Origin of the sequence: Corynebacterium antarcticum (assembly GCF_016595285.2) — a bacterium.
Taxonomy (GTDB): Bacteria; Actinomycetota; Actinomycetes; order Mycobacteriales; family Mycobacteriaceae; genus Corynebacterium; species Corynebacterium antarcticum.
Window position 1 is genome coordinate 158,425 of sequence record NZ_JAENIP020000004.1, and the last position, 24,187, is coordinate 182,611.

Annotated in this window: 22 protein-coding genes; 11 read left to right on the forward strand and 11 right to left on the reverse strand. The window is 68.6% G+C overall.

The genetic code is table 11. The features are described from left to right. Positions 1–224: 224 nt before the first annotated feature. The 5 genes from fepB (at position 225) to JIM95_RS10385 (ending at position 5,246) form a co-directional block, all read left to right on the forward strand. A complete protein-coding gene (gene fepB / locus JIM95_RS10365) occupies positions 225–1,256 on the forward strand; it encodes a Fe2+-enterobactin ABC transporter substrate-binding protein (RefSeq protein WP_200256453.1) in 1,032 nt (343 codons plus the stop codon). A 16-nt stretch (positions 1,257–1,272) separates the two neighbouring features. Then, a complete protein-coding gene (locus JIM95_RS10370; RefSeq protein WP_200256452.1) occupies positions 1,273–2,307 on the forward strand; it encodes a FecCD family ABC transporter permease in 1,035 nt (344 codons plus the stop codon). Then, entirely contained in the window at positions 2,304–3,362 is a 1,059-nt protein-coding gene (locus JIM95_RS10375; protein ID WP_200256451.1) for a FecCD family ABC transporter permease, read from the forward strand. Before JIM95_RS10370 ends, JIM95_RS10375 begins: the two co-directional genes overlap by 4 nt. Positions 3,363–3,366: 4 nt before the next feature. Beyond that, positions 3,367–4,263, forward strand: a complete 897-nt coding sequence (locus JIM95_RS10380; protein ID WP_200256449.1) for an ABC transporter ATP-binding protein — start codon at positions 3,367–3,369, stop codon at positions 4,261–4,263. Between the two features lie 74 nt (positions 4,264–4,337). Then, positions 4,338–5,246, forward strand: coding sequence for a siderophore-interacting protein (locus JIM95_RS10385; protein ID WP_200256447.1), 909 nt, complete (start codon positions 4,338–4,340; stop codon positions 5,244–5,246). Between the two features lie 204 nt (positions 5,247–5,450). Here JIM95_RS10385 and JIM95_RS10390 read toward each other — a convergent pair whose 3' ends face one another. Then, positions 5,451–6,659, reverse strand: a complete 1,209-nt coding sequence (locus JIM95_RS10390; RefSeq protein ID WP_200256445.1) for an acetate kinase — start codon at positions 6,657–6,659, stop codon at positions 5,451–5,453. Further along, positions 6,659–8,035: a phosphate acetyltransferase gene (gene pta, locus JIM95_RS10395; protein WP_410170881.1), complete on the reverse strand. Its 1,377-nt coding sequence runs from the start codon at positions 8,033–8,035 to the stop codon at positions 6,659–6,661. The genes JIM95_RS10390 and pta overlap by 1 nt, the downstream gene beginning before the upstream one ends. A gap of 481 nt (positions 8,036–8,516) precedes the next feature. Between pta and JIM95_RS10400 the strand changes: the two genes are divergently transcribed. Both JIM95_RS10400 and JIM95_RS10405 read left to right on the forward strand, forming a co-directional pair. After that, on the forward strand, positions 8,517–9,881 hold the full coding sequence (locus JIM95_RS10400) for an FAD-dependent oxidoreductase (protein ID WP_200256441.1): 1,365 nt from the start codon (positions 8,517–8,519) through the stop codon (positions 9,879–9,881). Positions 9,882–10,011: 130 nt separating this feature from the next. Further along, positions 10,012–10,518 carry a GNAT family N-acetyltransferase gene (locus JIM95_RS10405; RefSeq protein WP_200256439.1) on the forward strand — a complete coding sequence of 169 codons (507 nt, stop codon included), beginning with the start codon at positions 10,012–10,014 and terminating at the stop codon, positions 10,516–10,518. A gap of 142 nt (positions 10,519–10,660) precedes the next feature. Here JIM95_RS10405 and JIM95_RS10410 read toward each other — a convergent pair whose 3' ends face one another. Both JIM95_RS10410 and purT read right to left on the reverse strand, forming a co-directional pair. Beyond that, on the reverse strand, positions 10,661–12,031 hold the full coding sequence (locus JIM95_RS10410; RefSeq protein WP_200256437.1) for a glutamate decarboxylase: 1,371 nt from the start codon (positions 12,029–12,031) through the stop codon (positions 10,661–10,663). 126 nt (positions 12,032–12,157) lie between these two features. Continuing rightward, a complete protein-coding gene (purT, locus tag JIM95_RS10415; protein ID WP_200256435.1) occupies positions 12,158–13,384 on the reverse strand; it encodes a formate-dependent phosphoribosylglycinamide formyltransferase in 1,227 nt (408 codons plus the stop codon). Between the two features lie 157 nt (positions 13,385–13,541). On the opposite strand from purT, the gene JIM95_RS10420 reads away from it, so the two are divergent. The 3 genes from JIM95_RS10420 to JIM95_RS10430 all read left to right on the forward strand — a co-directional run bounded on the left by JIM95_RS10420 (position 13,542) and on the right by JIM95_RS10430 (position 16,586). Beyond that, entirely contained in the window at positions 13,542–14,054 is a 513-nt protein-coding gene (locus tag JIM95_RS10420) for a phosphoribosyltransferase (protein WP_200256433.1), read from the forward strand. Between the two features lie 97 nt (positions 14,055–14,151). Next, positions 14,152–15,012, forward strand: coding sequence for an ABC transporter ATP-binding protein (locus JIM95_RS10425; protein ID WP_200256431.1), 861 nt, complete (start codon positions 14,152–14,154; stop codon positions 15,010–15,012). After that, positions 15,009–16,586, forward strand: a complete 1,578-nt coding sequence (locus tag JIM95_RS10430; protein ID WP_200256429.1) for a hypothetical protein — start codon at positions 15,009–15,011, stop codon at positions 16,584–16,586. The genes JIM95_RS10425 and JIM95_RS10430 overlap by 4 nt, the downstream gene beginning before the upstream one ends. Before the next feature lie 59 nt (positions 16,587–16,645). On the opposite strand, the gene JIM95_RS10435 is transcribed toward JIM95_RS10430, so the two are convergent. Together JIM95_RS10435 and JIM95_RS10440 are read right to left on the reverse strand one after the other, a co-directional pair. Then, a complete protein-coding gene (locus JIM95_RS10435; RefSeq protein ID WP_200256427.1) occupies positions 16,646–17,080 on the reverse strand; it encodes a DoxX family protein in 435 nt (144 codons plus the stop codon). Between the two features lie 214 nt (positions 17,081–17,294). Next, the gene (locus JIM95_RS10440; protein ID WP_200256425.1) at positions 17,295–18,584 is read right to left on the reverse strand and encodes an adenylosuccinate synthase; all 1,290 of its coding nucleotides are present in this window, start codon (positions 18,582–18,584) and stop codon (positions 17,295–17,297) included. Positions 18,585–18,690: 106 nt separating this feature from the next. Here JIM95_RS10440 and JIM95_RS10445 point away from each other — a divergent pair, with 106 nt between their 5' ends. Continuing rightward, a complete protein-coding gene (locus JIM95_RS10445; RefSeq protein ID WP_200256423.1) occupies positions 18,691–19,593 on the forward strand; it encodes a diacylglycerol kinase catalytic domain-containing protein in 903 nt (300 codons plus the stop codon). A gap of 115 nt (positions 19,594–19,708) precedes the next feature. On the opposite strand, the gene JIM95_RS10450 is transcribed toward JIM95_RS10445, so the two are convergent. The 5 genes from JIM95_RS10450 to JIM95_RS10470 all read right to left on the reverse strand — a co-directional run bounded on the left by JIM95_RS10450 (position 19,709) and on the right by JIM95_RS10470 (position 23,973). Then, positions 19,709–19,900, reverse strand: coding sequence for a hypothetical protein (locus JIM95_RS10450; RefSeq protein WP_200256421.1), 192 nt, complete (start codon positions 19,898–19,900; stop codon positions 19,709–19,711). Between the two features lie 213 nt (positions 19,901–20,113). Then, complete coding sequence (locus JIM95_RS10455; protein WP_200256420.1) at positions 20,114–21,268, reverse strand: FUSC family protein; 1,155 nt, start codon at positions 21,266–21,268, stop codon at positions 20,114–20,116. Between the two features lie 165 nt (positions 21,269–21,433). Further along, entirely contained in the window at positions 21,434–22,225 is a 792-nt protein-coding gene (locus JIM95_RS10460) for an ABC transporter permease (protein WP_200256419.1), read from the reverse strand. A gap of 3 nt (positions 22,226–22,228) precedes the next feature. Next, on the reverse strand, positions 22,229–23,299 hold the full coding sequence (locus tag JIM95_RS10465) for an ABC transporter substrate-binding protein (protein WP_200256418.1): 1,071 nt from the start codon (positions 23,297–23,299) through the stop codon (positions 22,229–22,231). Then, positions 23,296–23,973 (reverse strand): ABC transporter ATP-binding protein, encoded by a 678-nt coding sequence (locus tag JIM95_RS10470; protein ID WP_200256417.1) that lies wholly within the window; start codon positions 23,971–23,973, stop codon positions 23,296–23,298. The genes JIM95_RS10465 and JIM95_RS10470 overlap by 4 nt, the downstream gene beginning before the upstream one ends. Between the last annotated feature and the right edge of the window lie 214 nt (positions 23,974–24,187).

The window sequence follows — 24,187 nt, forward strand, 5'->3', positions numbered from 1 at the left end:
GTCGCCGAATCCACCACCAGCTGCGGTACGACCCCACGACGATGTTAAACACTTGACGCCTCGAGCCGACCGAAGCCCGACACCCCATCCTAAGGTTAGGCCAACCTTCAGTTCACCTCCCGCCGTCCGTCCCCCGTGCCGACACATTTCCCGTCGCCGGTACGGGAGACGGTGGGTGAGGACCAATTCGACAACGACAGGGGTGTGATCAACCGATGGTGAAGATGGCCAGGCACACGACCACCGTGCTCACCGTGGCGGCACTGGGTGTGGCCACCATGACCGGATGCTCCGGAGGGGACGGGTCCACGACGCCCGACACGACACAGGCGGCCCCGGGCACGACAGACAGCTCCGGGGCATCGGCCGCGGAGACGGCGGCGGCGTTCCCCCGCACGGTGACCGACGCCAGGGGCGAGGTCACCATCGAGGAGAAGCCGCAGCGCATCGTCTCGACGTCGCCGTCGATGACCGGGACGCTGCTGGCGCTGGGGGTTCCGGTCGTGGCCACCGCCGCGGCACCCGTCACGGATCTGACCGACGACGACGGATTCTTCATGCAGTGGGCCGAGATCGCCCACGAGCGTGGGGTGGAGGTCGCGTACCCGCGTCTCGACATCAATCTGGACGCCGTCGACTCCTTCGATCCGGATCTGATCATCGGTTCGGTCGTCGGCGGGGACGCCGTGAACGACGAGTACGCGCAGCTGCAGGACATAACGACGACGGTGATGGTCGACTACCTCGACATGTCCTGGCAGGAGCAGACCCGCATGCTGGGGGAGGTCACGGGCACCGGGGAGAAGGCCGAGGAACTCATCGCCGACTACGAGGAGAAGGTGGAGCGGGCCGCGGCCGAGATCACCCCGCCCGCCGAGCCCGCGGTCGTGGGCTTCTACCGCGCGGCGGAGGGGCTCGCGGTTCCGGGTCCGGACACCCAGCACGGCCAGATCCTGCAGGACCTGGGCATCACCGTCACCGACGTCCCCGAGGAGACGTCGACGAAGGTGCGGCCCGACATGCGCATGGTCAGCCGGGAGAACATGGCTGCGGCGCTCGCCGACGTCGGCAGCGTCTTCCTCATGCAGACGGGAACCGAGACACCGGTTGCCGCGTTCTCCGGGGACCCGCTGGTTTCCACGGCCCCCGCCGTCGAGAACGCCAACGTCTTCGTCTTCGGCGAGTACTCCTGGCGCCTGGACTACTACTCGGCTCTGCTCACCATCGACTCCCTCGTCGAACAGCTGACCGGCTAGTTCAGCACAGTCCACCATGCCGATCCCCCTCCCGTACGAACGCCCCCGTACCCGCCGTGGCCGCATGTGGGCCGTGATCTGCGGAAGCTTCACCGTCGTGTTCGCCGCTACCCTCGCCGGGCTGTTCACCGGTTCGCATCCGGTTGAGCCGTCCGTGGTCATCGGTGCCGTCACCGCCTTCGACCCGACGGACCCCGACCATCTCATCGTCGTGAGATCGCGCCTTCCCCGGATCGCGCTGGGGTTGGTCGTGGGCCTGTGCCTCGGGCTCGTCGGAGGACTCGTCCAGGCACTGACGCGGAATCCGCTCGCCGATCCCGGCATCCTCGGGATCAACGCGGGGGCGTCCCTGGCCGTGTGCGTCGCCATCGGGTACGTCGGAGTCACCGACGTGTCCGGGTACGTGTGGTGGGCCTTCGCCGGGGCGGGCGTCGTGTCCGTGGTGGTCTATCTGCTGGGTTCGGTGACCGGGGACGCAGCCTCCCCGGCGCGGCTCGCGCTCGCGGGGGCGGCGATCACCATGGCGTTGAGTTCGGTCATCTCGATGATCCTGCTCAGCAACTACACCATCTTCGAGCACTTCCGGTTCTGGGCGATCGGTTCTCTCCAGGGCAGGGGCCCGGATGTACTGACGGCCGTGCTGCCGTTCGTCGCTGTCGGCTGCGCGCTGGCTCTCCTGCTGGCCCGCCCCCTCAACGCCATGGGTCTGGGGGACGAGTCCGCGGTGGGCCTCGGTGTGCGGATCGGTCTGGTCCGTCTGACCACAGCGGTGGCGGTGGTCATGCTGGCAGGCGCGGCGACCGCCGCGGCCGGACCGATCTCCTTCGTGGGTCTGGCCGCGCCGCACCTCGCCCGAAGACTGACCGGACCGGACAACCGGGTTCTCATCCCGGCGATCATGGCGATCGGACCGGCTCTGCTGGTGGCCACGGATGTCGCCGGCAAGGTGGTCATCGCCCCCGCGGAACTGCAGACGGGTATCGCCACCGCGCTGCTCGGCGGGCCGGTGTTCATCGCGCTGGTGCGCTCGCGGAAGGCGGTGGCCCTGTGAGTCCGTCAGAGCGGAGGATCAGTGGCTCGGAGATCCACGCCGTACGCATCGGACCGGTGTCGGTCACCTACTCCCAGAGGGGCGCCGTCGTCGGTGTCCTCGGGCTGGTCGTCCTCGCCGCCGTCATCCTCTTCGCCCTGATGTCCGTCCGTGCCGATCTCTCGCCCGAACAGACCCTGCGGGCCGTCGTCGGCGACGGTGACGCGCGGTCGATCCGGTCCGTCCGGTCGCGGGCGCTGCCCCGGGCGCTGACGGCGGTGTGCGTCGGTGGTCTGCTCAGCGTGTCCGGCGCGGTGTTCCAGTCCCTGAGCCGCAATGTCCTGGGCTCCCCGGACATCATCGGTTTCACCGCGGGTGCCGCCACCGCCGCGGGCCTGACCATCCTGTTCGTGTCCCCCGACGTGCTGCCCGTCGCGCTCGCCGCAGCGACAGGTGGCCTGCTCACGGCGGCGATCGTCTACACGCTCGCCCGGACCCGTGGATCAGCGAACGGGATCCGGCTGGTCCTCGTCGGAATCGGTGTCGCCGCGACGGTGTCGGCGGTCCTGGACCTCATGCTGCTGACCGCGGACATCCGTCTCGCGACACAGGTGCAGGACTGGCGCGCCGGATCGCTGTCCGGCCGCGGCTGGGAGCACGCCCGCTCGGTGCTTCTCGCGACGGTCGTCCTCATCCCCGGTCTGGCGGTGCTGCGGCGCGGTGTGGACGCCATCGAACTCGGTGACTCCACGGCATCCGGCCTCGGTGTGCCGGTGGAACGCACCCGGTTCACCGCGATCATCCTCGCGACGCTGGCGGCGTGCACCGCGACCGCCGTCGCCGGCCCGATCGCGTTCATCGCGCTGGCCGGTCCCCACATCGCACGATTCATCACCCGTGTCCCCGGGGTCACGATCCTGCACTCCTTCGTCACGGGCGCGGTGCTGCTCCTGCTCGCCGACCACGCGACCCAGCACATCGACATCGGCCTGCGTGCCCCGGTCGGCCTGATCACCGGTGTTCTCGGCGGCGGGTACCTCCTGATACTGCTCACCCGATCATCGACGAGGACGTGACACGATGACCCACACGCCACACCACCTCCGGGCCATCGGCGAGCCGGAGCATCAGCCGGCCCACGGTCGGGACACGGACCCGCCGGAGCCGGTGCGCCTCGCGCTGGAGAACGTGACCGTCGGCTACGGTAGGGACGCCATCATCCGCGACCTCAGTCTGGACCTCCCCCACCGGGAGTTCACCGCGATCATCGGTCCCAACGGATGCGGCAAATCGACGCTGCTGAAGACCTTCTCCCGGATGCTGAAACCCACCCGGGGTCGTGTCCTCGTCGACGGTACGGACATGTCCCGGATGCCGACGAAACGTATCGCCCGGGCCGTCAGTGTACTCCCCCAGTCCCCGATCCACCCTCAGGGCATCACCGTCGCCGATCTCGTCAGCAGGGGCCGCTACCCGCACCAGCACATCCTGTCCCAGTTCTCCGCCGCCGATGAACGCGCGGTCGACGACGCCCTCGTCCACACCGGGCTCGCGGATCTCGCCGGGGAACACCTCGACGAGCTCTCCGGCGGGCAGCGGCAACGGGCCTGGATCGCGATGGTGCTGGCCCAGGACACGAGGGTGATGCTGCTCGACGAGCCGACCACGTTCCTCGACGTCTCCACGCAGACCGACGTCCTCGATCTGTGCGCCACCCTGCACTCGCGGGGCCGGACACTCGTCGCGGTCCTGCACGACCTGAACATGGCCGCCCGCTACGCGACCCACATCATCGCCATGAAGAGCGGTCGCGTCGTCACCCGGGGCCATCCCGACGACGTGTTCACCCTCGACATGCTCCGCGAGGTCTTCGACCTCGACGCCCGCATCCTGCGGGATCCGGACACCGGCAGGCCCCTCATCGTGCCCCGCACCCGCCGCGGCGGCGCAGGAGGCGGTCCGCCGACGAGCCACTGATCGACCCCGCACGACACCACCGAGACCACCGAGACCACCGAGACGATCCAGAGAAGATTCGAGGATGGAAGTCCATGACGAGCAACCCCGACGATGCCGCGGCCCCCGCCACGGCACCGGCGACCCCGGGCGCCGCGAACAGGTTCTACACCGGGCGGCCCCCGGTCCACCTGCGCGACAGTGAGCACGACCGCGACATCGACGACCACACCGCGGTGATCACCTCGGTGTCCGAACCCTGCCCGTCCATCGTGCGGATCACGGCGAGAATATCCGGAGCGGGCACCAATCCGGCGTGGAGGAGCGCCAACGTCGCGATACGGCTGTATCTGTCGGAACGGTACGGCAACCACACCCGCGTCTACACGGTGCGCGACTTCCTGGAGGACACCGGGGAAGTGGTCGTCGACATCGTCCAGCACGAGCACGACTCGCCGATGATGCTGTTCAGCCGCGACGCCCACGTCGGCATGGAGTTCTCGCTCACCGGCCCCAGGGTGCACTTCACCATCCCACCCCGCGAGCAGGACGAACCTGTCGCACTGTTCGCGGACGCCACCGCCATTCCCGCGCTCGTCAGCATCTTCGACCGCACCGACGGGAAACTCCCCGGCGAGCTCTATCTCGTCGCCGGGGACAGGGCCGCCGTCAACGAGATCACGCTCCCCGGTGATCTCCGACTGACCCACATCGACCCGGAGGACACAGGAGATCCCCAGCCGTTGTACACGTGCGCGAGGGCACTGGAGAATCCCACCTCGTACGTCGTGTGGGCGGCCGGGGAGCGCGCGGAGATGGCCTCGATCCGCAGCTACTTCCGCGACGAGGTCGGCATGGACAAGTCCCGGGTCAGCGTCGCCGGATACTGGTGCATCGGTGTCGGCAACGACGAGATCGACCGGGCGCGCAAGAAGTTCTACGAGAGGAAGCGCGCCGAGGGCGCGAAGCTGGAGGACTTCAACGACCTCGACGTCGGCATCTGAGGCCCCGGGCCGGCGCCGGGAGAGGCGACGGTCCGGTCGTCGGACGCCCGATCATCCGGCCGGGCGGGGCGGGCGGTGCGGCCGGGGTACACGTGTGGCGCGCCCGGGAACGCCGGTTCCCACCCCGCCGCACCGTCGTGGCACCGGGTCCGTGACATGACGGGTGGACGGGGACAGTCAAGCGTCCCCGTCCACCCCGACCACTCAGCGGCTGCGGTTGGCCAGCTCGACCGCGTAGCGGGCGATGGCCAGCTCCTCGTTCGTCGGGATGACGAAGATCTTGACCGGGGAGTCGTCGGTGGAGATCTGCCGGGCGGCGCTGCTGCGCTCGGCGTTGCGCTCCGGATCGATACGGATGCCGAAGTTCTCCAGGTTCGCCATAGCGTCCGCACGGACGTTCGCGGCGTTCTCCCCGACGCCGGCGGTGAACGTGATCGCGTCGACCCGGCCGAGGGCGATCATGTAGCTGCCGATGTAGCGGCGCAGCTGGTGGATGTAGACGTTGTAGGCGAGGAACGCGTCCTCGTTGTGCTCCTCGATGAGCTCACCGAGCGCGCGGAAGTCGTTGACCCCGGAGATGCCCTTCACACCGGAGTCACGGTTGAGCAGGCGGTCGATCTCGTCGATGGACATGCCCGCGGAGCGGTGCAGGTGGAAGACGATGCCGGGATCTATGTCGCCGGAGCGGGTTCCCATGACGAGGCCCGCGAGCGGGGTCATGCCCATGGAGGTGTCGATCGCACGGCCGCCGCGGACCGCGGTGGCCGATGCCCCGTTGCCCAGGTGCAGAGTGATCTGGTTGACCTCCCCGGCGGGCATACCGAGCATCTCCGGGACATGCCTGGAGACGTACTCGTGGCTGGTGCCGTGGAAACCGTAGCGGCGGATACCGTGCTCCGCTGCGACGTCCTTGTTGATCGCGTAGAGCGCGGCCGCGGGCGGCATGGAGTGGTAGAAGCCGGTGTCGAACACCGCGACGTGCGGGACGTCCGGGAGGATCCGGCGCGCGACCTCGATGCCGTTGATGTTCGCCGGGTTGTGCAGGGGTGCGAGCGGGATCAGGTCCCGGATCATGCCGAGGATCTCGTCGGTGATGATCTCCGGCGAGGAGAACAGGATGCCACCGTGGACGACACGGTGCCCGACGGCGGTGATCTCCACCTCGGCGGGGCCGCAGCCCTGTTCGTTCATCAGCTCGAACGCCATGTCCAGACCGACGTTGTGGTCCGGGATCGGCGCGGTGGTGGTGTAGGTCTCCCCCGCGTACTTCAGGGTGACGCGCCCCTCCGGTTCGCCGATCTGCTCGACGAGTCCGGAGGCGAAGGGTTCGTCGGTGGCGTGCCGCTGCGGGTCCACCAGCTGGAACTTGATGGAGGACGACCCCGAGTTGAGGACGAGTGCGAGGTCGGACATTACTTGGCTCCTGCCTGGATCGCGGTGATGGCGACGGTGTTGACGATGTCACGCACGGTCGCGCCACGGGAGAGGTCGTTGACGGGCTTCTTCAGGCCCTGCAGCACGGGGCCGACCGCGAGGGCGTCGGCGGTGCGCTGGACCGCCTTGTAGGCGATGTTCCCGGCCTCGAGGTCGGGGAACACGAGGACGTTGGCCCGGCCGGCGACGGTGGACTCGGGCATCTTCTTCTTCGCCACCCCGGCATCGACGGCGGCATCGAACTGCAGGGGTCCGTCGACGGCGACCGACGGATCGAGTTCCCGGGCGGCGGCGACGGCCTGGGTCGCGCGGTCGACGTCCTCGCCGCTTCCGGAGCTGCCGGTGGAGTAGGACAGGACGGCGACCTTCGGGTCGATGCCGAACTGTGCGGCGGTACGTGCGGAGACCACGGCGATCTCACCGAGCTCTGCGGCGGTGGGGTTGGGCATGACGGCGCAGTCACCGAAGGACCACAGCCTGCCCTGCAGCACCATGAGGAAGATCGAGGACACGAAGCTCACACCCGGCGCGGTCTTGATGATCTGGAGCGACGGCTTGATGGTGTGCGCGGTGGTGTGCGCGGCACCGGAGACCATGCCGTCGGCGCGGCCGGTGTGGATCATCATGGTGGCGTAGTAGGAGATGTCCCGCATGGTCTCGCGCGCCTGCTCGAGGGTGACGCCCTTGGCCTTGCGCAGCTCGGCGAATTCCTCGGCGAACACCTCGGCGTCGGGGTCGGTCAGGTGGTCGACCAGGTGTGCGGCGGAGAGGTCGAGTCCGAGATCCGCGGCGCGGCGCCGGACGTCCTCGACGTCGCCGAGGATCGTCAGCTCGCAGACGTCCTCCGCCAGCAGCTGGTGGGCTGCGGTCAGGATCCGGTCGTCCTCGCCCTCGGGGAGGACGATGTGCGTGCGCTTCGCGCGCGCCTGACCGAGAAGCCAGTGCTCGAAGAGCGCGGGGCTCATCACCGGCTCCGGGGCGGCGGCACGCAAACCGGACGCGGTGGCGTCCAGCGCGGCTCCGTCCGCCGGGTCGGTGAGCGTGACGACGCTGGCGCCGTGGGCCTCGGCCTCGGCGACCGCGAGGTCCGCGAGCGTCGAGTCCGGGCCGGTGACGATGAGCAGCGGCACCCCGAGGGCTGCGGCACACCGGGAGTCGAAGTCAATGCTTCCGGTTCCGACGAACAGCGCGGCGCCGGACCCCAGCGGATCTGACCCGATGACAGCGGACACCGACACCTCCCCGTCGATCAAGGGCCGAACCTCCAGACCCAGGTGCTCTGCGAGGGGGGCGGTGTCGATCCCGTTGAGGTTGCGGCCGGCTGCGGTGAGCAGCACCGGGCGGGGGGAGGAAATCACGTGGAGTCCTTTCTGTGTGTCGCGCTGGCGCATGCGGCCACAGCGTGACGCGTCATGCGGCCGGGACACCTGCATTGTGGCACAGGCTGGCTTCTGTCGTTGTCTGTGATTCACTACATAGTTTAGACACGGAAATCCGGCCGAACACCCGGAACCGGCGACCCGGACACCACCGGAACGACGTCTCACCCGAAAACCTCCGGGAACGCCCCTGTACACAGCCCCGCGGGGCCCCGGCGTGAAGTTCCACACCCCCAACCACGGGGGCGACCCCGGTCGAATCCCCGCCCACGGAGGTCCCGTTCCGGACGTCGGAACACGCCTGGACGGAAACTGGACGGGAAAACGTGACCCGGACCACCGACATGGGTGCGCGTGAAGGATATCCTGGCATGATTCCGCACCGACCGCGTACAGTAGTCAGAGCTGTCTATTTTCCGTTCTGTCCTCGACGATTTCACCAAGGATGTCCACTGATATGTCTCGTCCCCTCCGGGTAGCCGTGATCGGAGCCGGCCCAGCCGGCATCTACGCCTCCGATCTGCTGATGAAGTCCGACACCGATGTCGCCATCGACCTCTACGAGCGCATGCCCGCGCCGTTCGGTCTGATCCGCTACGGTGTCGCCCCCGATCACCCGCGCATCAAGGGCATCGTGATGTCACTGCACAAGGTGCTGGACAAGCCGGAGCTGCGCCTCCTCGGCAACGTCGACATCGGCAGTGACGTCACCGCCGAGGAACTGAAGGAGTACTACGACGCCGTGGTCTTCTCCACGGGCGCGACGGGCGACCGGGATCTCGACATCCCGGGCTCCGACCTCCCCGAGCACTACGGCGCCGGAGAGTTCGTCGGTTTCTACGACGGCAACCCCGACTTCTCCCGCGAGTGGAACCTGTCCGCGAAATCCGTAGCCGTCGTCGGCGTCGGCAACGTCGCACTAGACATCGCCCGCGTCCTCGCCAAGACCGGTGATGAACTCCACGTCACCGAGATCCCGGACAACGTCTACGAGTGCCTGAAGAACAATCAGGCCACCGAGGTCCACGTCTTCGGTCGCCGCGGTCCCGCCCAGGCGAAGTTCACCCCGCTGGAGCTCAAGGAGCTCGACCACTCCGACACCATCGAGGTCGTCGTCGATCCCGAGGACATCGACTACGACGAGGCCTCCATCGAGGCCCGCCGCAACTCGAAGACCACCGACCTCGTCTGCTCCGTCATCGAGCAGTACGCGATCCGCGATCCGAAGGGTGCTCCGCACAAGCTGTTCATCCACTTCTTCGAGTCCCCGGTCGAGATCATCGGCGAGGACGGCCACGTCGTCGGGTTCACCACCGAACGCACCGAACTCGACGGAACCGGCAATGTCCGCGGCACCGGCAGGTACACCACCTGGGACGTCCAGGCCGTCTACCGTGCCGTGGGCTACCGCTCCGATCCCGTGACCGGCATCCCGTTCGACACCTCCCGCAACGTCATCCCGAACGACGGCGGACACGTCCTCGACCCGGAGTCCGGCGCACCGATCGCCGGCTACTACACGACGGGCTGGATCAAGCGCGGCCCGGTGGGACTCATCGGCAACACCAAGGGCGACGCCAAGGAGACCACCGAGATGCTGCTGGCCGACTGGGCGAACGGCACCCTGGCTCCGGCCGCCAACCCGGACGAGGATGCCGTCCTCGAGTTCCTCAGCGGCAGGGGCATCGAGTACACGACGTGGGACGGCTGGCACCGGCTCGACGCCGCGGAGCGCAGGGCCGGCGAGGCCGAGGGCCGCGAGCGCAAGAAGATCGTCGAGTGGGACGACATGGTCGCCCACGCCAGGGCGAAGCAGGACTAGCCCCACGCACCCGGGGTTTCTCCGCCTCCGTCCCCCGCCCGTGGCCTCCACGGTGGGACGGGGGCTTCCGGTGTCCGGGGCACCCCACCGGGACTGGGGTGCCCCGGACAGCTGACAGTATGCTTGAGGGATGAACACCTACTTCACCGTGTCCAATCTGAACCAGATGAGCGCCCTCGAGGTGCACCGGATCTACAAGCTACGGGTGGATGTCTTCGTCAACGAGCAGCAGTGCCCCTACGCTGAGATCGACGACACCGACGCCCTGCCGGACACCCTCCACATCCGGGCCAACGACCGTGCCGGTGCACTGGCCGGCTACGCCCGCATCCATCCGGACACCGGTGCCGGGTTCCGGGCGAAGTGCGGTGGCGGGGTCGACATCGGGGACGAGCGTGTCCTCTGGCAGTTCGGGCGGTTCTGCCTGGCCCCCGGGGCACGTGGCACCGGGTTGGGCGCCGAGATCATGAAGGACGCACTGAAGCTCGCGAAGGAGCAGAACCCGGGCGCCGACGTCGCGTTGACCGCGCAGACCGCACTCCGGGACTACTACGAGAGCTACGGGTTCCGGGTCTGCGGTGACGAATTCGACTGGGACGGAATGACGCATCTGCCGATGCTGCGCCCCGCACACTGATCCACGATCCACTCCACACACCGTGGGCACGGGCACCTCGACGTCGTGGTGCGGGATCAACCGGACCCGTCACACGACCGCACCATCACCCCCGCCCCGGGACCATGGTCGTCCGAGGTGACCTGGGCGGGGGCTTTGACGCCTAGTGCGCGAAAGACCGTTCCCCGGACACCGGCCCGGCATCACGGATGCGCCCGAGCGCGCGATCCACGGAGTCGAGGAAGGACTCCGCCATGTCCCGGGAGAAGCCCTCCCTCACGACGACACGGAGAATGGGATCCTGCTCCGCGCCCTCCGGCGGCGGATAGGCCGGTACCTGCCACCCGTCGCACCGCAGCTCATGGGAGACCTGATAGGCACTGACATCACGGTAGCGCCAGGTCAGAACAGGAATGGCGGAGCCGTCGGAGACGACCTCGGCGGCGGAATCCCCGCCCAGTTCCCGCGCCAACCAGGTGGCCGTGTCGCGGAGCGCCGTCATGACCTCGGTGTATCCGCGGCGTCCGAGGCGGAGAAGATTGTAGTACTGACCGACGATCTGGTTTCCGGGACGGGAGAAATTCAGCGTGAAGGTGGGCATGTCCCCGCCGAGGTAGTCGACGTGGAACACCAGCTCCTCGGGGAGGTGCTCCGCACCCCTCCACACACAGAACCCGATGCCGGGGTAGGTGAGCCCGAACTTGTGGCCCGAGACGTTGATGCTGACGACGCGTGACTGACGGAAGTCCCACTCGAGGTCGGGGTCGAGGAAGGGAGCCACGAAGCCACCGGAGGCCGCGTCGACGTGGACGGGTATGTCCGGTCCCCCTGCCGCGGCCAGCGAGTCCAGTGCCGCACAGATTCCGACGACGTCCTCGTATTCACCCGTGTACGTGGTGCCGAGAATCGCCACGGCACCGATCGTGGTCCCGTCACATGCGGCGGCGACCTCATCGGGCTTCACGCAGTAGTCGCCCGGGGACATCGACACATAGCGGGGTGTGACATCGAAATAGCGGCAGAACTTCTCCCACACGACCTGCACGTTAGTTCCGAGGACCAGTGTGGGGCGCTCGGTGACGTCCCCGGGGTCGACACCGAGCTGCGCGGCACGACGGGCCCGCCACCGCCACTTCATGGCGAGGCCCGCGAGCATGACCGCCTCCGAGGACCCGATGGATGAGGTGCCGATCGCACCGGTACCGGTGGGGCCGTGGAACAGATCCGAGATGATGGCGACGCAGCGTTCCTCGATGCGCGAGGTCGAGGGGTACTCGTCCTTGTCTATGGAGTTCTTGTCGAACGCCTCGGCCATGAGCTTCTCGGCCTGCGGCTCCATCCACGTGGTGACGAACGTCGCGAGATTGAGCCTGGCGTTGCCGTCTAGCATCATCTCGTCGTGGATGAGACGGTAGGTGGCGTCGGGATCCATGGGATCGTCCGGAAGCCGGTGGGAGGGAACCTCACCGGCGCCGAAACGGCCCGCGTAGGCGGGGGTCACTGTACGGTCGTCGTGGTCGTCGTTGTCTGCCATACGCAAATTCTATACAGCGGTCATCGTTTCGTGCAGCAGATGAGCGTTCCGGCGGCACCGGGCGGGCACCCCGGACGGGCCGCCACCCCGAGGGCGGGAATGCACCGTGGAACCGAGGGGCCGTGTTCAGTGGGTCGGCCCCCCCGGTGCGTGCACCTCGATGGCGGAGGCCGCCGCGGTGGCGCGCTCGCGGGCGGTGCCGGTGTCCTCCGCGGTGGCCAGTGCGACGCCCATCCGGCGGCGGGTGAACGCCTCCGGTTTACCGAAGATCCGGACGTCGGCCTCGGCGACGGCGAGCGCGGCGCCGAGGCCGCTGTAGCTCACGGCCGGGGCATCGACACCGCCGTAGATGACGGCGGAGGCGCCCGGTGAGATGAGGGTGACGTCGATCGGCAGACCGAGGATCGCGCGGGCGTGGAGTTCGAACTCGGAGAACCGCTGGGACGCCATGGTGACCATGCCGGTGTCGTGGGGCCGGGGCGAGACCTCCGAGAAGTAGACGTCGTCCCCGAGAACGAAGAGCTCCACGCCGAACACCCCCCGCCCCCCGAGGGCGTTGGTGATGCGCGCGGCGACGGAGCGGGCGTTGTCCGCCGCGGCGGGGCTCATCCGCATCGGCTGCCAGGACTCGACGTAGTCGCCGTCCTGCTGGCGGTGGCCGATGGGCTCGCAGAACCAGGTCGCCGGTTGTCCGGTCGCCGGGTCCGTCGAGCGCACGGTGAGCAGCGTGATCTCGTAGTCGAACTCGACGAACCCCTCGACGATGACACGGTCTCCCGCGACCCTCGCCCCGGCCCGGGCGTACTCCCAGGCACGGTCGACCTCGTCGGCGGCGCGGATCACGCTCTGGCCCTTCCCGGAGGAACTCATGACGGGCTTTACCACGCACGGGAAACCCATCTCCCCGACCGCCTCGACGAACTCCGCGTGGGTGGAGGCGAACGCGTAGGAGCTGGTGGGCAGACCGAGTTCCTCGGCCGCCAGGCGGCGGATACCCTCGCGGTTCATGGTGAGCCGGGTGGCGCGCGCGGTGGGGACGACAGTCGCGAGGCCCTCCTCCTCGATCTCGGCGAGGGCGTCGGTGGCCAGCGCCTCGATCTCGGGTACGATGAAGTGCGGGCGGACCTCGTCGACGAGTGCCCTGACGGCCGCCGCGTCGGTCATGTCCAGGGTGTGGTGGGCGTGGGCGACCTGGCCCGCGGGCGCGCCCTCGTACCGGTCCGCCGTGTGCACCTCGACACCGAGGCGCTGGAAGGCGATGGTGACCTCTTTACCGAGCTCCCCGGCCCCCAGCAGGAGGACCCGGGTGGCTGAGCCGGTCTGCGGTGTTCCGATCATCTCTGGGGTGTACATCTACCGTGTCCTCACGTTTTTCTTCGGGCGCTTCTCGTGGTGCAGTATCGCACAGGGGCGGGCGCCGCGGGAGAGATGGTGCGCTCCCGGCTCCCGTGCCGGTCGCCCACCGGAACACGGTACGGCATCCGCGGACCGGAACCGCTACCATCGACCCATGGCCTACCATGCAGACTCGACCGATCTCGAGACCAAGGAAATTCTGACCTGGGAGGGCTTCGGTGCCGCGTCCCGGGAACTCGCCCAGATCGTGGTGGACAGCGACTTCGACCCGGAGATCATCATCGCCGTCGCCCGCGGCGGCCTCCTTCCGGCCGGGGCGCTGAGCTACGCGATGGGGGTGAAGCTCGCCGACACGATGAACGTCGAGTTCTACACCGACGTCCACGAGACCCTCCCCGACCCGGTGCTGCTGGAGCCCCTGCTGGACACCTCCGCCATCGTCGGCAGGAAGCTGCTCGTCGTCGACGATGTCGCCGATTCGGGACGGACCCTGGCCCTCGTCCTCGAGATCCTGGAGAAGGCCGGCGCGGAGTGTCGTTCCGCCGTGCTGTACGGCAAGTCCCAGTCGGTGATCCGGCCCGACTTCGTCTGGAAGCACACCGACGAGTGGATCGTGTTCCCGTGGTCGGCCGAGCAGCCCGTGGTCCCGTCGACCGAAGAGGACTAGCCGGTTGCGGCGGGTGGCTCGCGCCATCCGTCAGCCCACGGGTTGATTCTGGTGGAAACCCTTGCGGCCACGCTCCGGCGGGACGCACACTGTTTCCATGACTCTTCCCGACGATTCAGCCCATCTCGATCCCCTCAACCCGGATCCGACGTCTGTGGCGCTCGCCTGGCGCGGTATCACCAAGCGGTTCGGGGACAAGCCCGCCGTCGCCGATCTCTCCCTCGACATCCCCCACGGGAGTTTCTACGGGATCGTCGGCCCGAACGGCGCCGGGAAGACGACGGCGATCACCATCGCCACAGGTCTGCTCCGCCCGGACACGGGTGCGACCTGGGTGTGCGGCGCCGATGTCTGGGGTGGCGGTGCTCTCGAGGCGAAGCGGTCCTACGGTCTGCTCGCCGACGGCCTGCCGACGTTCGACCGGCTCAGCGCATCCGAGTACCTCGAGTTCCTCGGTCGGCTGCGGGGGATGGACCCGGAGACCATCGCCGAGCGTGCCCACGGCCTGCTGGACGCCCTGGACCTGACCGACGCCGGGGAGAAACTCATCGTCGACTATTCGGCGGGCATGACGAAGAAGATCCTGCTCGCGGGTGCCCTGCTGCACCGGCCACAGATCCTGATCCTGGATGAGCCCTTCGAGGCCGTCGATCCGGTGTCGGGGCGGGTGATCCGCTCGATCCTCAACGCCTTCGTGCGCGGCGGCGGAACCGTCGTGATGAGTTCCCACGTCATGGAGCTCGTGGAGTCCATCTGCGACCACGTCGCGCTGATCGCCGGTGGCCGGGTGGTCGCCTCCGGGACCGTCGATGACGTCCGGGGCGCCGGATCGCTGGGTGACGCTTTCATCGACCTCGTCGGCGGTGGCGAGCTCGACGAGGGGACCCTCGGTTGGCTCGGTTCGACCCCGTCCGCGGACGGGACCGGAGCCGCGGGTGACGCGGGTGATGCCCGGTGACCCGCACCCTGCTCCGGCTCCACCGCACCCTGCGGAAGCGCTCCCTGAAGGCGCAGCGATCGCAGTGGTTCATGATCATCTTCATCTGGATCTACGGTCTGACGGGAGCCCTGTCTCTCGGCGGGTTGACCCTCGCCGAGCAGCTGGACGGGAACCAGGCCGCGCTCTCCCTGTCCCTCGGGGTGGGTGTGCTGGCGTACTGGGTCCTCGCGTTCATCTATCCGTCCAGCGAGAACCAGCTGACCCCCGGCTGGTTCGCGCCGCTGCCGGTGGCGGCCGCGGATCTGCTGCCGGGGTTCATTCTGGCCGCACTCCTCCAGTCCCGCGGCTACCTCGTGGTCCTCAACTCGTTGATCACGTTCGGCTTCGGCACCGCCGGACTGGTACTCACCGGACACGCGTGGGTGATTCCGTTCTGGTTCCTGGCCGTGGTCGCCGCTCTCGGGTTGAGCATCTGCGGCGCTGAGGCGTGGATGGTTCTCGGCGTGCTGTCCGGTGGCCGCTCCCGACGGGAGAAGCTGTCCATGGCCGGCGGCGTGGGATTCATCGTCATCATCATCGGCTTCAATCTGGTGGTGAACTCGACGATCGGTGTGGACACCGCGAGGATCACCCGGATCCTCGGCTACACCCCCTTCGGTGGAGCGGGTGGCGCCGCGGGCAGTCTGGCCGACGGTGCCTGGGGGACAGCGGTCCTCCAGGCGCTCATCGGCATCGTCCTGCTTCCCGTGCTCTGGGGCGCCTGGCGCCGGGCGCTCACCAGATCGTTCACCCAGGTGACCGAGAGTTCCTCGGGCTCCCGGTCCCGGTCGCGGGGGCGGCTGATGCTGCCCGGGGTACCGGCGACGGTCGGTGGGGCCGTCTACTCGCGGGGACTGATGTACTGGACGCGGGACTCGCGGCTGCTCTACAACCTGGTCTCGCTGCCGTTGTTCTCGGTGTTCTTCCTGGTTCTCGGGACCACCAACGAGGACAGCCCCGTGGAGTGGTTCGGCGCGTACATGATGGCCGCGGCGGCGACCCAGTACGTCGCCAACGCCTACGGCTACGACGGCCCGGCGAACTGGGTGCACATGACCGCCGGTGTCCCGGCGCGGGTGATGGTGCGGGCCCGGGCCGCGGTGGCGGCGACCATCTCCGTCCCCGCGGTGGTGCTCTACGACACCGCGCTCGGGGTGCTCAGCGGATTCTCCTCGCTGTGGGTGCTGACGACGGTGACGACGATCGGTGCCATCCCCGCGGCGCTCGGCTTCGGGTCACTGCTCAGCGTATTCAATCCGTTCCCCGCGTCACGACCCGGGACGAACCCGATGAAGGACCGGTCGGGGTACTCCGGTGCCGCGTTCATCGCGGCATTCGGTGGTCTGCTCGGTGTCTGGCTGCCCCTGGTGCCGGGGATCATCATGATGGTGATCGGCCGGGGCGACGGCGTCGGTTCGCTGTTGTTCCTCGGCGGGACCTCCTGGATCATCATCATCAACGCCGTCGTGTACGTGGTGGGAACCCGGGTGTCGGCCCGGAAGCTGGACAGCTCGTGGCCGGAGATCTTCGGGAAGGTCCGCAGATACGCCTGAGGACGAAGGGGCCCCGATCCGTCACCGGATCGGGGCCCTCACTTTTGGGTGCGCCTTCGTCAGATGCGGTCGGTGGGAGTGCCACGTCCCGCACGCCCGAGTGTGGCATCCAGGCTGTAGCGTCCCGCGCCGGTCACGGCGAGTGCGACACCGATGGCAGACAGCATGAGGGTGTACTCGATGCCGCCGTCGGTGTTGAAGAATCCGTTGGCCAGGTGCACCGTGACCATCGCGCCCGCCATGACGACGGCGGCGGCGATCGCCGCGATGCGGGTCGCGACACCTGCGATGAGCGCGAGTCCACCGAGGAGCTCGACGATGACGGCGATCCACGCCATGATTTCGGGGGCGGGAAGGCTCGACATGTTCGCGAATGCGGCGCCGGTCTGGCCGGGGCCCATCAGGAAGAGCTTCTGGAAGCCGTGCGCGGTGAGGATACCGCCGAAGACGAGGCGGATGATCAGCAGGCCGATATCGGTCGGGGTACGGGTCATGGTTGCTCCTTGATCGGTTGTCCCATCGGGGTATCCCGGGATGGGTGATGCTGCTCTCGGCACATCTTGTTGACACAACCACAAAATATCGGGGTCTATTCCCGCCCCCAGCAGTCCCCTGAAAAAATACCCTGTGACCAGCCGTTCTCACCGACCCCTGACACCGAGGAACCCCGTACCCACAGGTACGGGGTTCGCTTCAGCGGAGTGCGGCTCAGGCCTCCATCACGTCGTTGATCACGATGGTCTGGTCCCGGCCCGGACCGACACCGACGTAGGAGATGCGGCACCCGGACAGCTCCTCCAGGCGGTTGAGGTAGTCCTGCGCGCGCTGCGGCAGCTCCCCGAAGGTCCGGCAGCCGGTGATGTCCTCCTCCCACGCTGGCATCGTCTCGTAGATGGGCTCGGCGTGGTGGAAGTCGGACTGGCTGGTCGGCATCTCGTCGAAACGGGTGCCGTCCACGTCGTAGGCGACGCAGATCGGGATCTCACCGATACCGGTCAGCACGTCGAGCTTGGTCACGAACAGGTCCGTGAATCCGTTGACCCGGCTGGCGTAGCGCGCGACGACGGAGTCGTACCAGCCGCAGCGGCGCTTGCGGCCGGTGTTCACGCCGACCTCGCCACCGGTGGTCTGCAGGAACTCGCCCCACTTGTCGAACAGCTCCGTCGGGAACGGGCCGGCGCCGACGCGGGTGGTGTAGGCCTTGATGATGCCCAGGGAGGAGGTGATGCGGGTCGGGCCGATGCCGGACCCGACACACGCCCCACCGGCACTCGGGTTCGAGGACGTCACGAAGGGGTAGGTGCCGTGGTCGACGTCGAGCATCGTCGCCTGGCCACCCTCCATGAGCACGTGCTTGCCCTCGTCGAGGGCGCGGTTCAGTTCGAGTTCGGCCTCGATGACCATCGGCTCGAGCCGGTCGGCGTAGGACAGGAAGTAGTCGACGATCCGCTCCGGGTCGATGGCCTTGCGGTTGTACATCTTGACCAGGATCTGGTTCTTCACGTCCAGCGCCGAGGTGACCTTCTGGCGCAGGATCGACTCATCGAAGATGTCCTGCACGCGGATACCGACGCGGGAGACCTTGTCCGCGTAGGTCGGGCCGATCCCGCGCCCCGTGGTGCCGATGGCGCGCTTACCCAGGAACCGCTCCTGCACCCGGTCGAGGACCTGGTGGTACGGCGCGACGACGTGGGCGTTGGCGGAGATCCGCAGCCGGGAGGCGTTCGCCCCACGGGCCTCGAGGCCGTCGATCTCGTCGAACAGGGCCTCCAGGTTGATCACCACTCCGTTTCCCAGGACGGGGACGGCGTTCTCGCTCAGGACACCCGCGGGCAGGAGCTTCAGCTCGTACTTCTCACCACCGACGACGACGGTGTGACCGGCGTTGTTCCCGCCGTTCGGCTTGACCACGTAATCGACCTGGCACCCGAGGATGTCGGTGGCCTTGCCCTTACCCTCGTCGCCCCACTGGGCGCCCACTACAACAATTGCGGCCATGTTCTAACACGCCTCTTCCGATAGCTCGACAGCTTCGCCGCGGCGAGCGCGGCACAGACGTCTCACAATCTTACCCCTCACGTCCACGCGCGTATCATCTTTGACCATGCGAGTGCTCTTCCTGGCCTGTGGCGGCTCCGACGGTCTTCCGGTCAACCGTTCCCTGCTCGACGACGTCCGGGGGCTCCACGGCGTCGACACCCTCGAGGTGCTGGAGCTCCCCGATGTCCCGACACGCAGGGATCTCACCCCCCTGGACGAGGCGGCGCGCGCCGTTCTCCCCGTCGATCCCACCCCGGGCCTGGACGAGATCGCCAAGCGCCCCGACGTCGACCACCTCGGGACCCCGGAACGTGCCCCCCAGCAGCCGGAGGAGGTACTGCGGGTGGTCGTCTGCGGTACGGATGCGGCCCTGTCGGCGGTGCTGACCCGGTTGATGCGCTCGGACCGGATGTGGGTCGAGGTCGGATACGTTCCGGTCGATCCCGGTTCCCCGGCCGCGGCCAATTTCGGGCTCCCCTCCGATCCCCTCGACGCCCTCGCCCTCGCACTGGGCGGGCACGTCCATCCGGCTCCGCTGATCCGGGACGATTCCGCGGTCGCGGTCGCCGGCAGCGCCACGGTCTCCTGTTTCGACCCCGCGGCGGAGATGACCGGCGAGGTCATCGTCGACGACGACACCCTGCTCAACCACCGGGCGGGCCGCAGAGCACCCCGCACCGGCCGCTACGGCGCCCGGCTCGTCCCCATGCTCGACGCCCCGGGAATCGCCGCTGTGGTCGCCGACACCCCCCTCGAGCCGGTGCCCGGCGGCGTCACCGACCGGATCCTCCGGCGGACGCGGCCGTCGGGGACGGTGGATCCCACCACCCTGCTTACGGGCCGGGCGCTGCAGGCCGGCGGACCGGACCTGCGGATCACGGTGGACGGAGTCTCCCGGCCCCGCCCCGCGGAACGGGTGACTTTCTACCGGCACCTGCGGGACCTGCAGATCGTCCGGCAGCCCTGACCTGCACCACACTCGGCGGCGGGGTTGCACCGTCACCCCGGTCCCGGAACCGCCGTGACCCGGGGACACCGCCGACAACCCGGAGTCCGGGCCTCGCGGCGGCACCCCCCGGCACTCAGGAGGCCGGATCCCCCTGCTTTTTCGCACGGGCGATGACGGCGACGAGCACAATCGCCGTACTGACCGCCAGAGCGGCGAATCCGCCGGTGAGCTGCCAGCCGTTGACCAGCAGGTTGGTGATGAGGACGAGCACCAGTGCGGCGGAGGCCGCCCACACGGGACGTGACTGGAGGACACTTCGGTCCATGATCGTTCCACTTGCCTCTCTCCCCTGCACGGGGCACGGTGAGATCTTTCTGACCCCGACAATAATCGGGCCGCCCCCGGCTTTCGAGGGTTTCATTCCCGCTGCCGAATGACCGATGTCGGGGTATCGCGCTCCGGAACCCTGTGCGGCCGCCGTCCCGTCGGCCCAGGACGGCGATCGGGCTCTCCCGGTGCCCCGCGCGGCCGTGCGGAGCTACACCTCGGGATCGACGTGCGGGTGCGCGCTGGTCGGTGCCAGCGCGGCCTGCGCCGACTTGCGGGACATGCCGCAGATCTGGAGAAGGTCGACGATGATCGAGCGGGACTGGCCGAGGATCATCTGCGCGGACAGCACCTTCCGGTCGGCGACCTCCGGTCCGGTCATCGCACCCAGTACGCGGAGCCGGCGGACGAGCTGCGGGATCCGCTCGGATGTGCCGACCCGCTCGCCGCGGTCGAACAGGTCCCCGAGTGCCGTCATGATGTCCGCGATCTCCTCGAGGACCGCGATCTGCCGGGCACTGACGTCGTCCCCGTCCTCGGTGAGCACGAGCGCCCGGCGCGCGAGCACCCGCGTGTTCCGCATGGCGTTGTCCACCGGATTGAGGATCCTCATGAGCGACTTCACCCGACGCCGGTTCCGCCAGTGCAGCGGGGAGACCGTCGCCGCCTCCCGGCCGGTCTTCGCGGCGGCGATCAGGTTGTTGATGTTCGCCTGGGTGCCGCGCGCCTCCTGCAGCGCGGCGTTGATCCCCTTCGTGTCGCCGTCCTCCAGGTCGACGGCGACCTCCTTGAGGACGTGCCCGGCGATGGTGAGGATGGTGGCGATCTCCTGCCGTCCCCCGCGCAGCGGGGAGTTCGGGATCAGCGCGATGACGATGATGCCGACGGTGCCACCGATGAACGCGTCGAGCATCCGGTCGATCCCGCCCGAGGTCCCGGGCGGGAAGATCGTGGCGATGAGCACGACGCCGATGGCCGCCTGCGTGGACACGAGGGGGGATTTGTCCACGAGCACGGCCACCGTCAGCGCGAGGAGCACGATGAACGTCATCTGCCAGGTGCCGGTGCCGAGCCAGGTGACCAGGAGGTCACCGATCCCGACACCGAGGGGCACGCCGATGTTGAGCTCCACCGCACGCCGTAGGCGGTCGCCGCCGGTGAGCCCGATGACGATGATCGCGGCCATCGGCGCGAAGAACACCGACTCGTGGCCGAAGAGATTCACCGCGACCCACCAGGACAGACCCGCGGCTATGCCGCCCTGCAGGATCGAGACCCAGCTGAGCCGCAGTCGTTGGACACCGGGGCGCAGCAGCTCCTTCACCGCGGCTGCCGGATTGGGCACGGAGGATGTTCGCCTGGCCATCTGTTCAGGATAGTTTCTTTCGGGTCAACGGTGTCTCGGTCGGATCCCGTCGGATGCGGCTACCGTGGGGCGGACGACGGGACCGGTCGTGGAACGGCCGGTTGTACTCTACGCCACCGCGCCACCGGCCGCACGACCGCTGACCGGACACCGGCGCCCGCGCCGTCAGACCGCCGCACCGGACGCGGCGCGGTAGCTGTTGGCCCGCTCCCGCAACGGCTGGACCACCGACCTGTCGAGGACGAAGGTGACGGCTGTGAGCACCACCGCGTAGGCGAAGATGATCGGCGTGTCGATGTTGATCTGCGCCATGCGCACGGCACCGCCGACACCGGATGCGGTCGAGAGGAGTTCCGCCATGACCGTGACCCGGATCCCCTGCCCCAGCGCCACCGTCGTCGCCGCCAGGACCGGGGGCGCGACCATCGGGTGGATCACCCGTGTGACGACCGCCGTGCGGGTGAGACCGAAGACGCGGGCCATCTCGACGAGATCGTGGTCGATGCCCCGGATCGCCTCCTCCGTCGTCGCGGCGATCAGCGGTGTCGTCACGAGCGCGACGACGAGCACCGCGACCCACCCGTTGGCGCCCAACCAGGTGAGTCCCAGGATCACGAGAATGATCGGCGGGGTGGCCAGGAGCACCTGGAGCAGGGGCTGGCCGAACCAGGAGGCCCGGATCCACACCCCTCCCAGAACACCCCACACGAGACCGACGACGACGCCGCAGAGGAGTCCTCCCGCGGCCCGCGCCATGGTCAGGCCGAGTGCCACCCAGAAATCCGCGTCCGCGATGAGCCCGCCCAGCGCCCGGGCGGTGCGTACCGGACCCGGCAGAACGTACTCGAGCTGACCGATGCTCACGGCGTGCCAGCAGAGGAGCAGTGCGACGGCACCCGCGAGGATCCAGGCGGCCTCGTGACGCGTACCTGTCGGCGGGGTCGTGTCCGGGCTCATCGCCTACTCGGCGTAGAAGCGGTCATCCGGGAGGGTTCCGCCGTAGACGTCCGGGTTGACGGTGGCGAGGACCTCCAGGAACTCCTCGTACTGCTCCCGCGACTCCGACGCGGGGACGACCTCGAGGTTGAGGCGCGGGATGATGTCCCGGACGAGCGGCTCGGGCATCTCGTACTGTTCGGCGATCGCCCTGATCGTGGCATCGTCACCGTCGTTGACCTTGGCGGTGGTGTCGGCGACCTCCTCGAGGACCGCCGCCGGGAGCTCCGGATGGGCGTCGACGAGCTCGCCGGGCATGATCAGGCCGGCCATGGGGAACCGGGCCGGCCCGCCGGTGGCCTTGCCGTACTCCTCCTGGAGGTTGAGGACGCGTTTGAGGTTCTTCCCGGAATCCGCGGTCTTCTTCAGCGCGACGGTGGCGAGGTGCTCCGGCAGCACGGCCCAGTCGACCTCCCCCTTGGCGAGCATACCGACCGCCTGACGCGGATCGTTCACCGGCACGTAGGTGATGTCGGTTTCCTTGTCCAGGCCGTTCTCCGCCAGGAGGTAGCTGAACACGAGGTCGACCATCTCCCCCGGCATGACGACCGCCACCTTCTGTCCCTTCAGTCCGTCCCAGTTGCCCTCCTCGGCGGTGTCGGGCCCGAGGACGTAGAGCATCCCCCACACGACCTGACCGATGAGTCGGACGTCGACCCCTTTGTTGTAGAGGTTCGCGGCGGTGTACGCGGGGGTGGCCGCCACCTGGGCGTCGCCCTGCATCATCGCGGCGCGCAGCTGGTCGACGCTGTCCCAGTAGTCGACGTCGACCTCGTCGGCGTACTCCTGAAGCTCACCGTCCCTGTCGAAGTTGATCATCGGCGCGCCGAACGCCATGGTGCTGTGCAGGTAGGCGCGCAGGCGCGGGATCTTCTCCCGGTCGGTCTCCGTGGCGCCCCCGGATGCCGCGGTGGCCGCGGACATCGAGGATGCGCCGACGTCGCCGGTGGGTTCCGGGTCCGATGAGCAGCCGGCGAGCGTGAGCGCGGCCAGTGCGGCGACCGCCGTGACGCGTGTCCTGATTGTGTGGCTCATTGTGTTCCGCTTCCTTCTGTGGTCGGTGGATGAGGTCGTACGGGGATCTCCCCCGGAGGATCGAAGTCCAGGCGCACGGTGGACACCTCGGCGATCTCGTCGGGGTCGTGGGTCACCCAGACGGTGACGGTGTCCCGGGTGATCACGTCGAGCAGCAGTCGGCGCAGGCGTCGGGCGAGCGGCTTGTCGAGTGCCGCGAACGGTTCGTCGACGAGCAGGAGTGCGGGTTCGGTCGCCATCGCGCGGGCCACGGAGACCCGCTGCCGCATCCCGCCCGACATCGCGTCCGGCGGCAGCTCCGCCGCGTCGCCGAGACCGACCCGGTCGAGCCAGGAATCGGCCGTCGCCACGCGTTTCCCGCGTGGCAGGTCCGGGAGCACGAGCTCGACGTTGGCCCGGGCCGTCAACCACGGCAGCAGACGCGGCTCCTGGAACACCATCCCGATCCGCCCCTCGGGCCTGGTGATCTCTCCCGAGAAGTCCGTGGTGAGTCCGGAGATGACTCGCAGCAGGGTGGTCTTCCCGCATCCCGAGGGGCCGGACACGCCGAGCACCTCCCCGGGGCGTACGGTCAGGCTCAGATCGTCGATGAGGACGCTACCGCGGCGGGCCACCGTCACCCCGGACAGGCGCAGGCAGCCGCCGCGGGGTCGGGTGCGGGCCGGTGCACTCAACGCTCGTCCCCTTCCGTCCGTGGCCGGGTTCACCCCTCAGACGCTACCCGGGGGACCGCGCGGATGTAAGGGTAGGGTCACCGAACTGTCGCGGGCGTGAGGCGAATCACCCGTATGCGTGGTCGACCACGGAAACACGCGAAACCCCGCCCGAACGGATGTCGCCGTTCGGGCGGGGTTTCGCGGAGACGGGTTCAGAACGCCCGTCCGGGTG

Bases quoted from the DNA above. Each gene is read 5' to 3' on its own strand.
- JIM95_RS10465 (WP_200256418.1), bottom strand. From the start codon at position 23,299: ATGAGCCACACAATCAGGACACGCGTCACGGCGGTCGCCGCACTGGCC.
- JIM95_RS10460 (WP_200256419.1), bottom strand. From the start codon at position 22,225: ATGAGCCCGGACACGACCCCGCCGACAGGTACGCGTCACGAGGCCGCC.
- JIM95_RS10440 (WP_200256425.1), bottom strand. From the start codon at position 18,584: ATGGCCGCAATTGTTGTAGTGGGCGCCCAGTGGGGCGACGAGGGTAAG.
- JIM95_RS10445 (WP_200256423.1), top strand. From the start codon at position 18,691: ATGCGAGTGCTCTTCCTGGCCTGTGGCGGCTCCGACGGTCTTCCGGTC.
- fepB (WP_200256453.1), top strand. From the start codon at position 225: ATGGCCAGGCACACGACCACCGTGCTCACCGTGGCGGCACTGGGTGTG.
- JIM95_RS10455 (WP_200256420.1), bottom strand. From the start codon at position 21,268: ATGGCCAGGCGAACATCCTCCGTGCCCAATCCGGCAGCCGCGGTGAAG.
- JIM95_RS10410 (WP_200256437.1), bottom strand. From the start codon at position 12,031: ATGGCAGACAACGACGACCACGACGACCGTACAGTGACCCCCGCCTAC.
- JIM95_RS10435 (WP_200256427.1), bottom strand. From the start codon at position 17,080: ATGACCCGTACCCCGACCGATATCGGCCTGCTGATCATCCGCCTCGTC.
- JIM95_RS10370 (WP_200256452.1), top strand. From the start codon at position 1,273: ATGCCGATCCCCCTCCCGTACGAACGCCCCCGTACCCGCCGTGGCCGC.
- JIM95_RS10380 (WP_200256449.1), top strand. From the start codon at position 3,367: ATGACCCACACGCCACACCACCTCCGGGCCATCGGCGAGCCGGAGCAT.
- JIM95_RS10425 (WP_200256431.1), top strand. From the start codon at position 14,152: ATGACTCTTCCCGACGATTCAGCCCATCTCGATCCCCTCAACCCGGAT.
- JIM95_RS10400 (WP_200256441.1), top strand. From the start codon at position 8,517: ATGTCTCGTCCCCTCCGGGTAGCCGTGATCGGAGCCGGCCCAGCCGGC.
- JIM95_RS10385 (WP_200256447.1), top strand. From the start codon at position 4,338: ATGACGAGCAACCCCGACGATGCCGCGGCCCCCGCCACGGCACCGGCG.
- purT (WP_200256435.1), bottom strand. From the start codon at position 13,384: ATGTACACCCCAGAGATGATCGGAACACCGCAGACCGGCTCAGCCACC.
- JIM95_RS10450 (WP_200256421.1), bottom strand. From the start codon at position 19,900: ATGGACCGAAGTGTCCTCCAGTCACGTCCCGTGTGGGCGGCCTCCGCC.
- JIM95_RS10405 (WP_200256439.1), top strand. From the start codon at position 10,012: ATGAACACCTACTTCACCGTGTCCAATCTGAACCAGATGAGCGCCCTC.
- JIM95_RS10390 (WP_200256445.1), bottom strand. From the start codon at position 6,659: ATGTCCGACCTCGCACTCGTCCTCAACTCGGGGTCGTCCTCCATCAAG.
- JIM95_RS10420 (WP_200256433.1), top strand. From the start codon at position 13,542: ATGGCCTACCATGCAGACTCGACCGATCTCGAGACCAAGGAAATTCTG.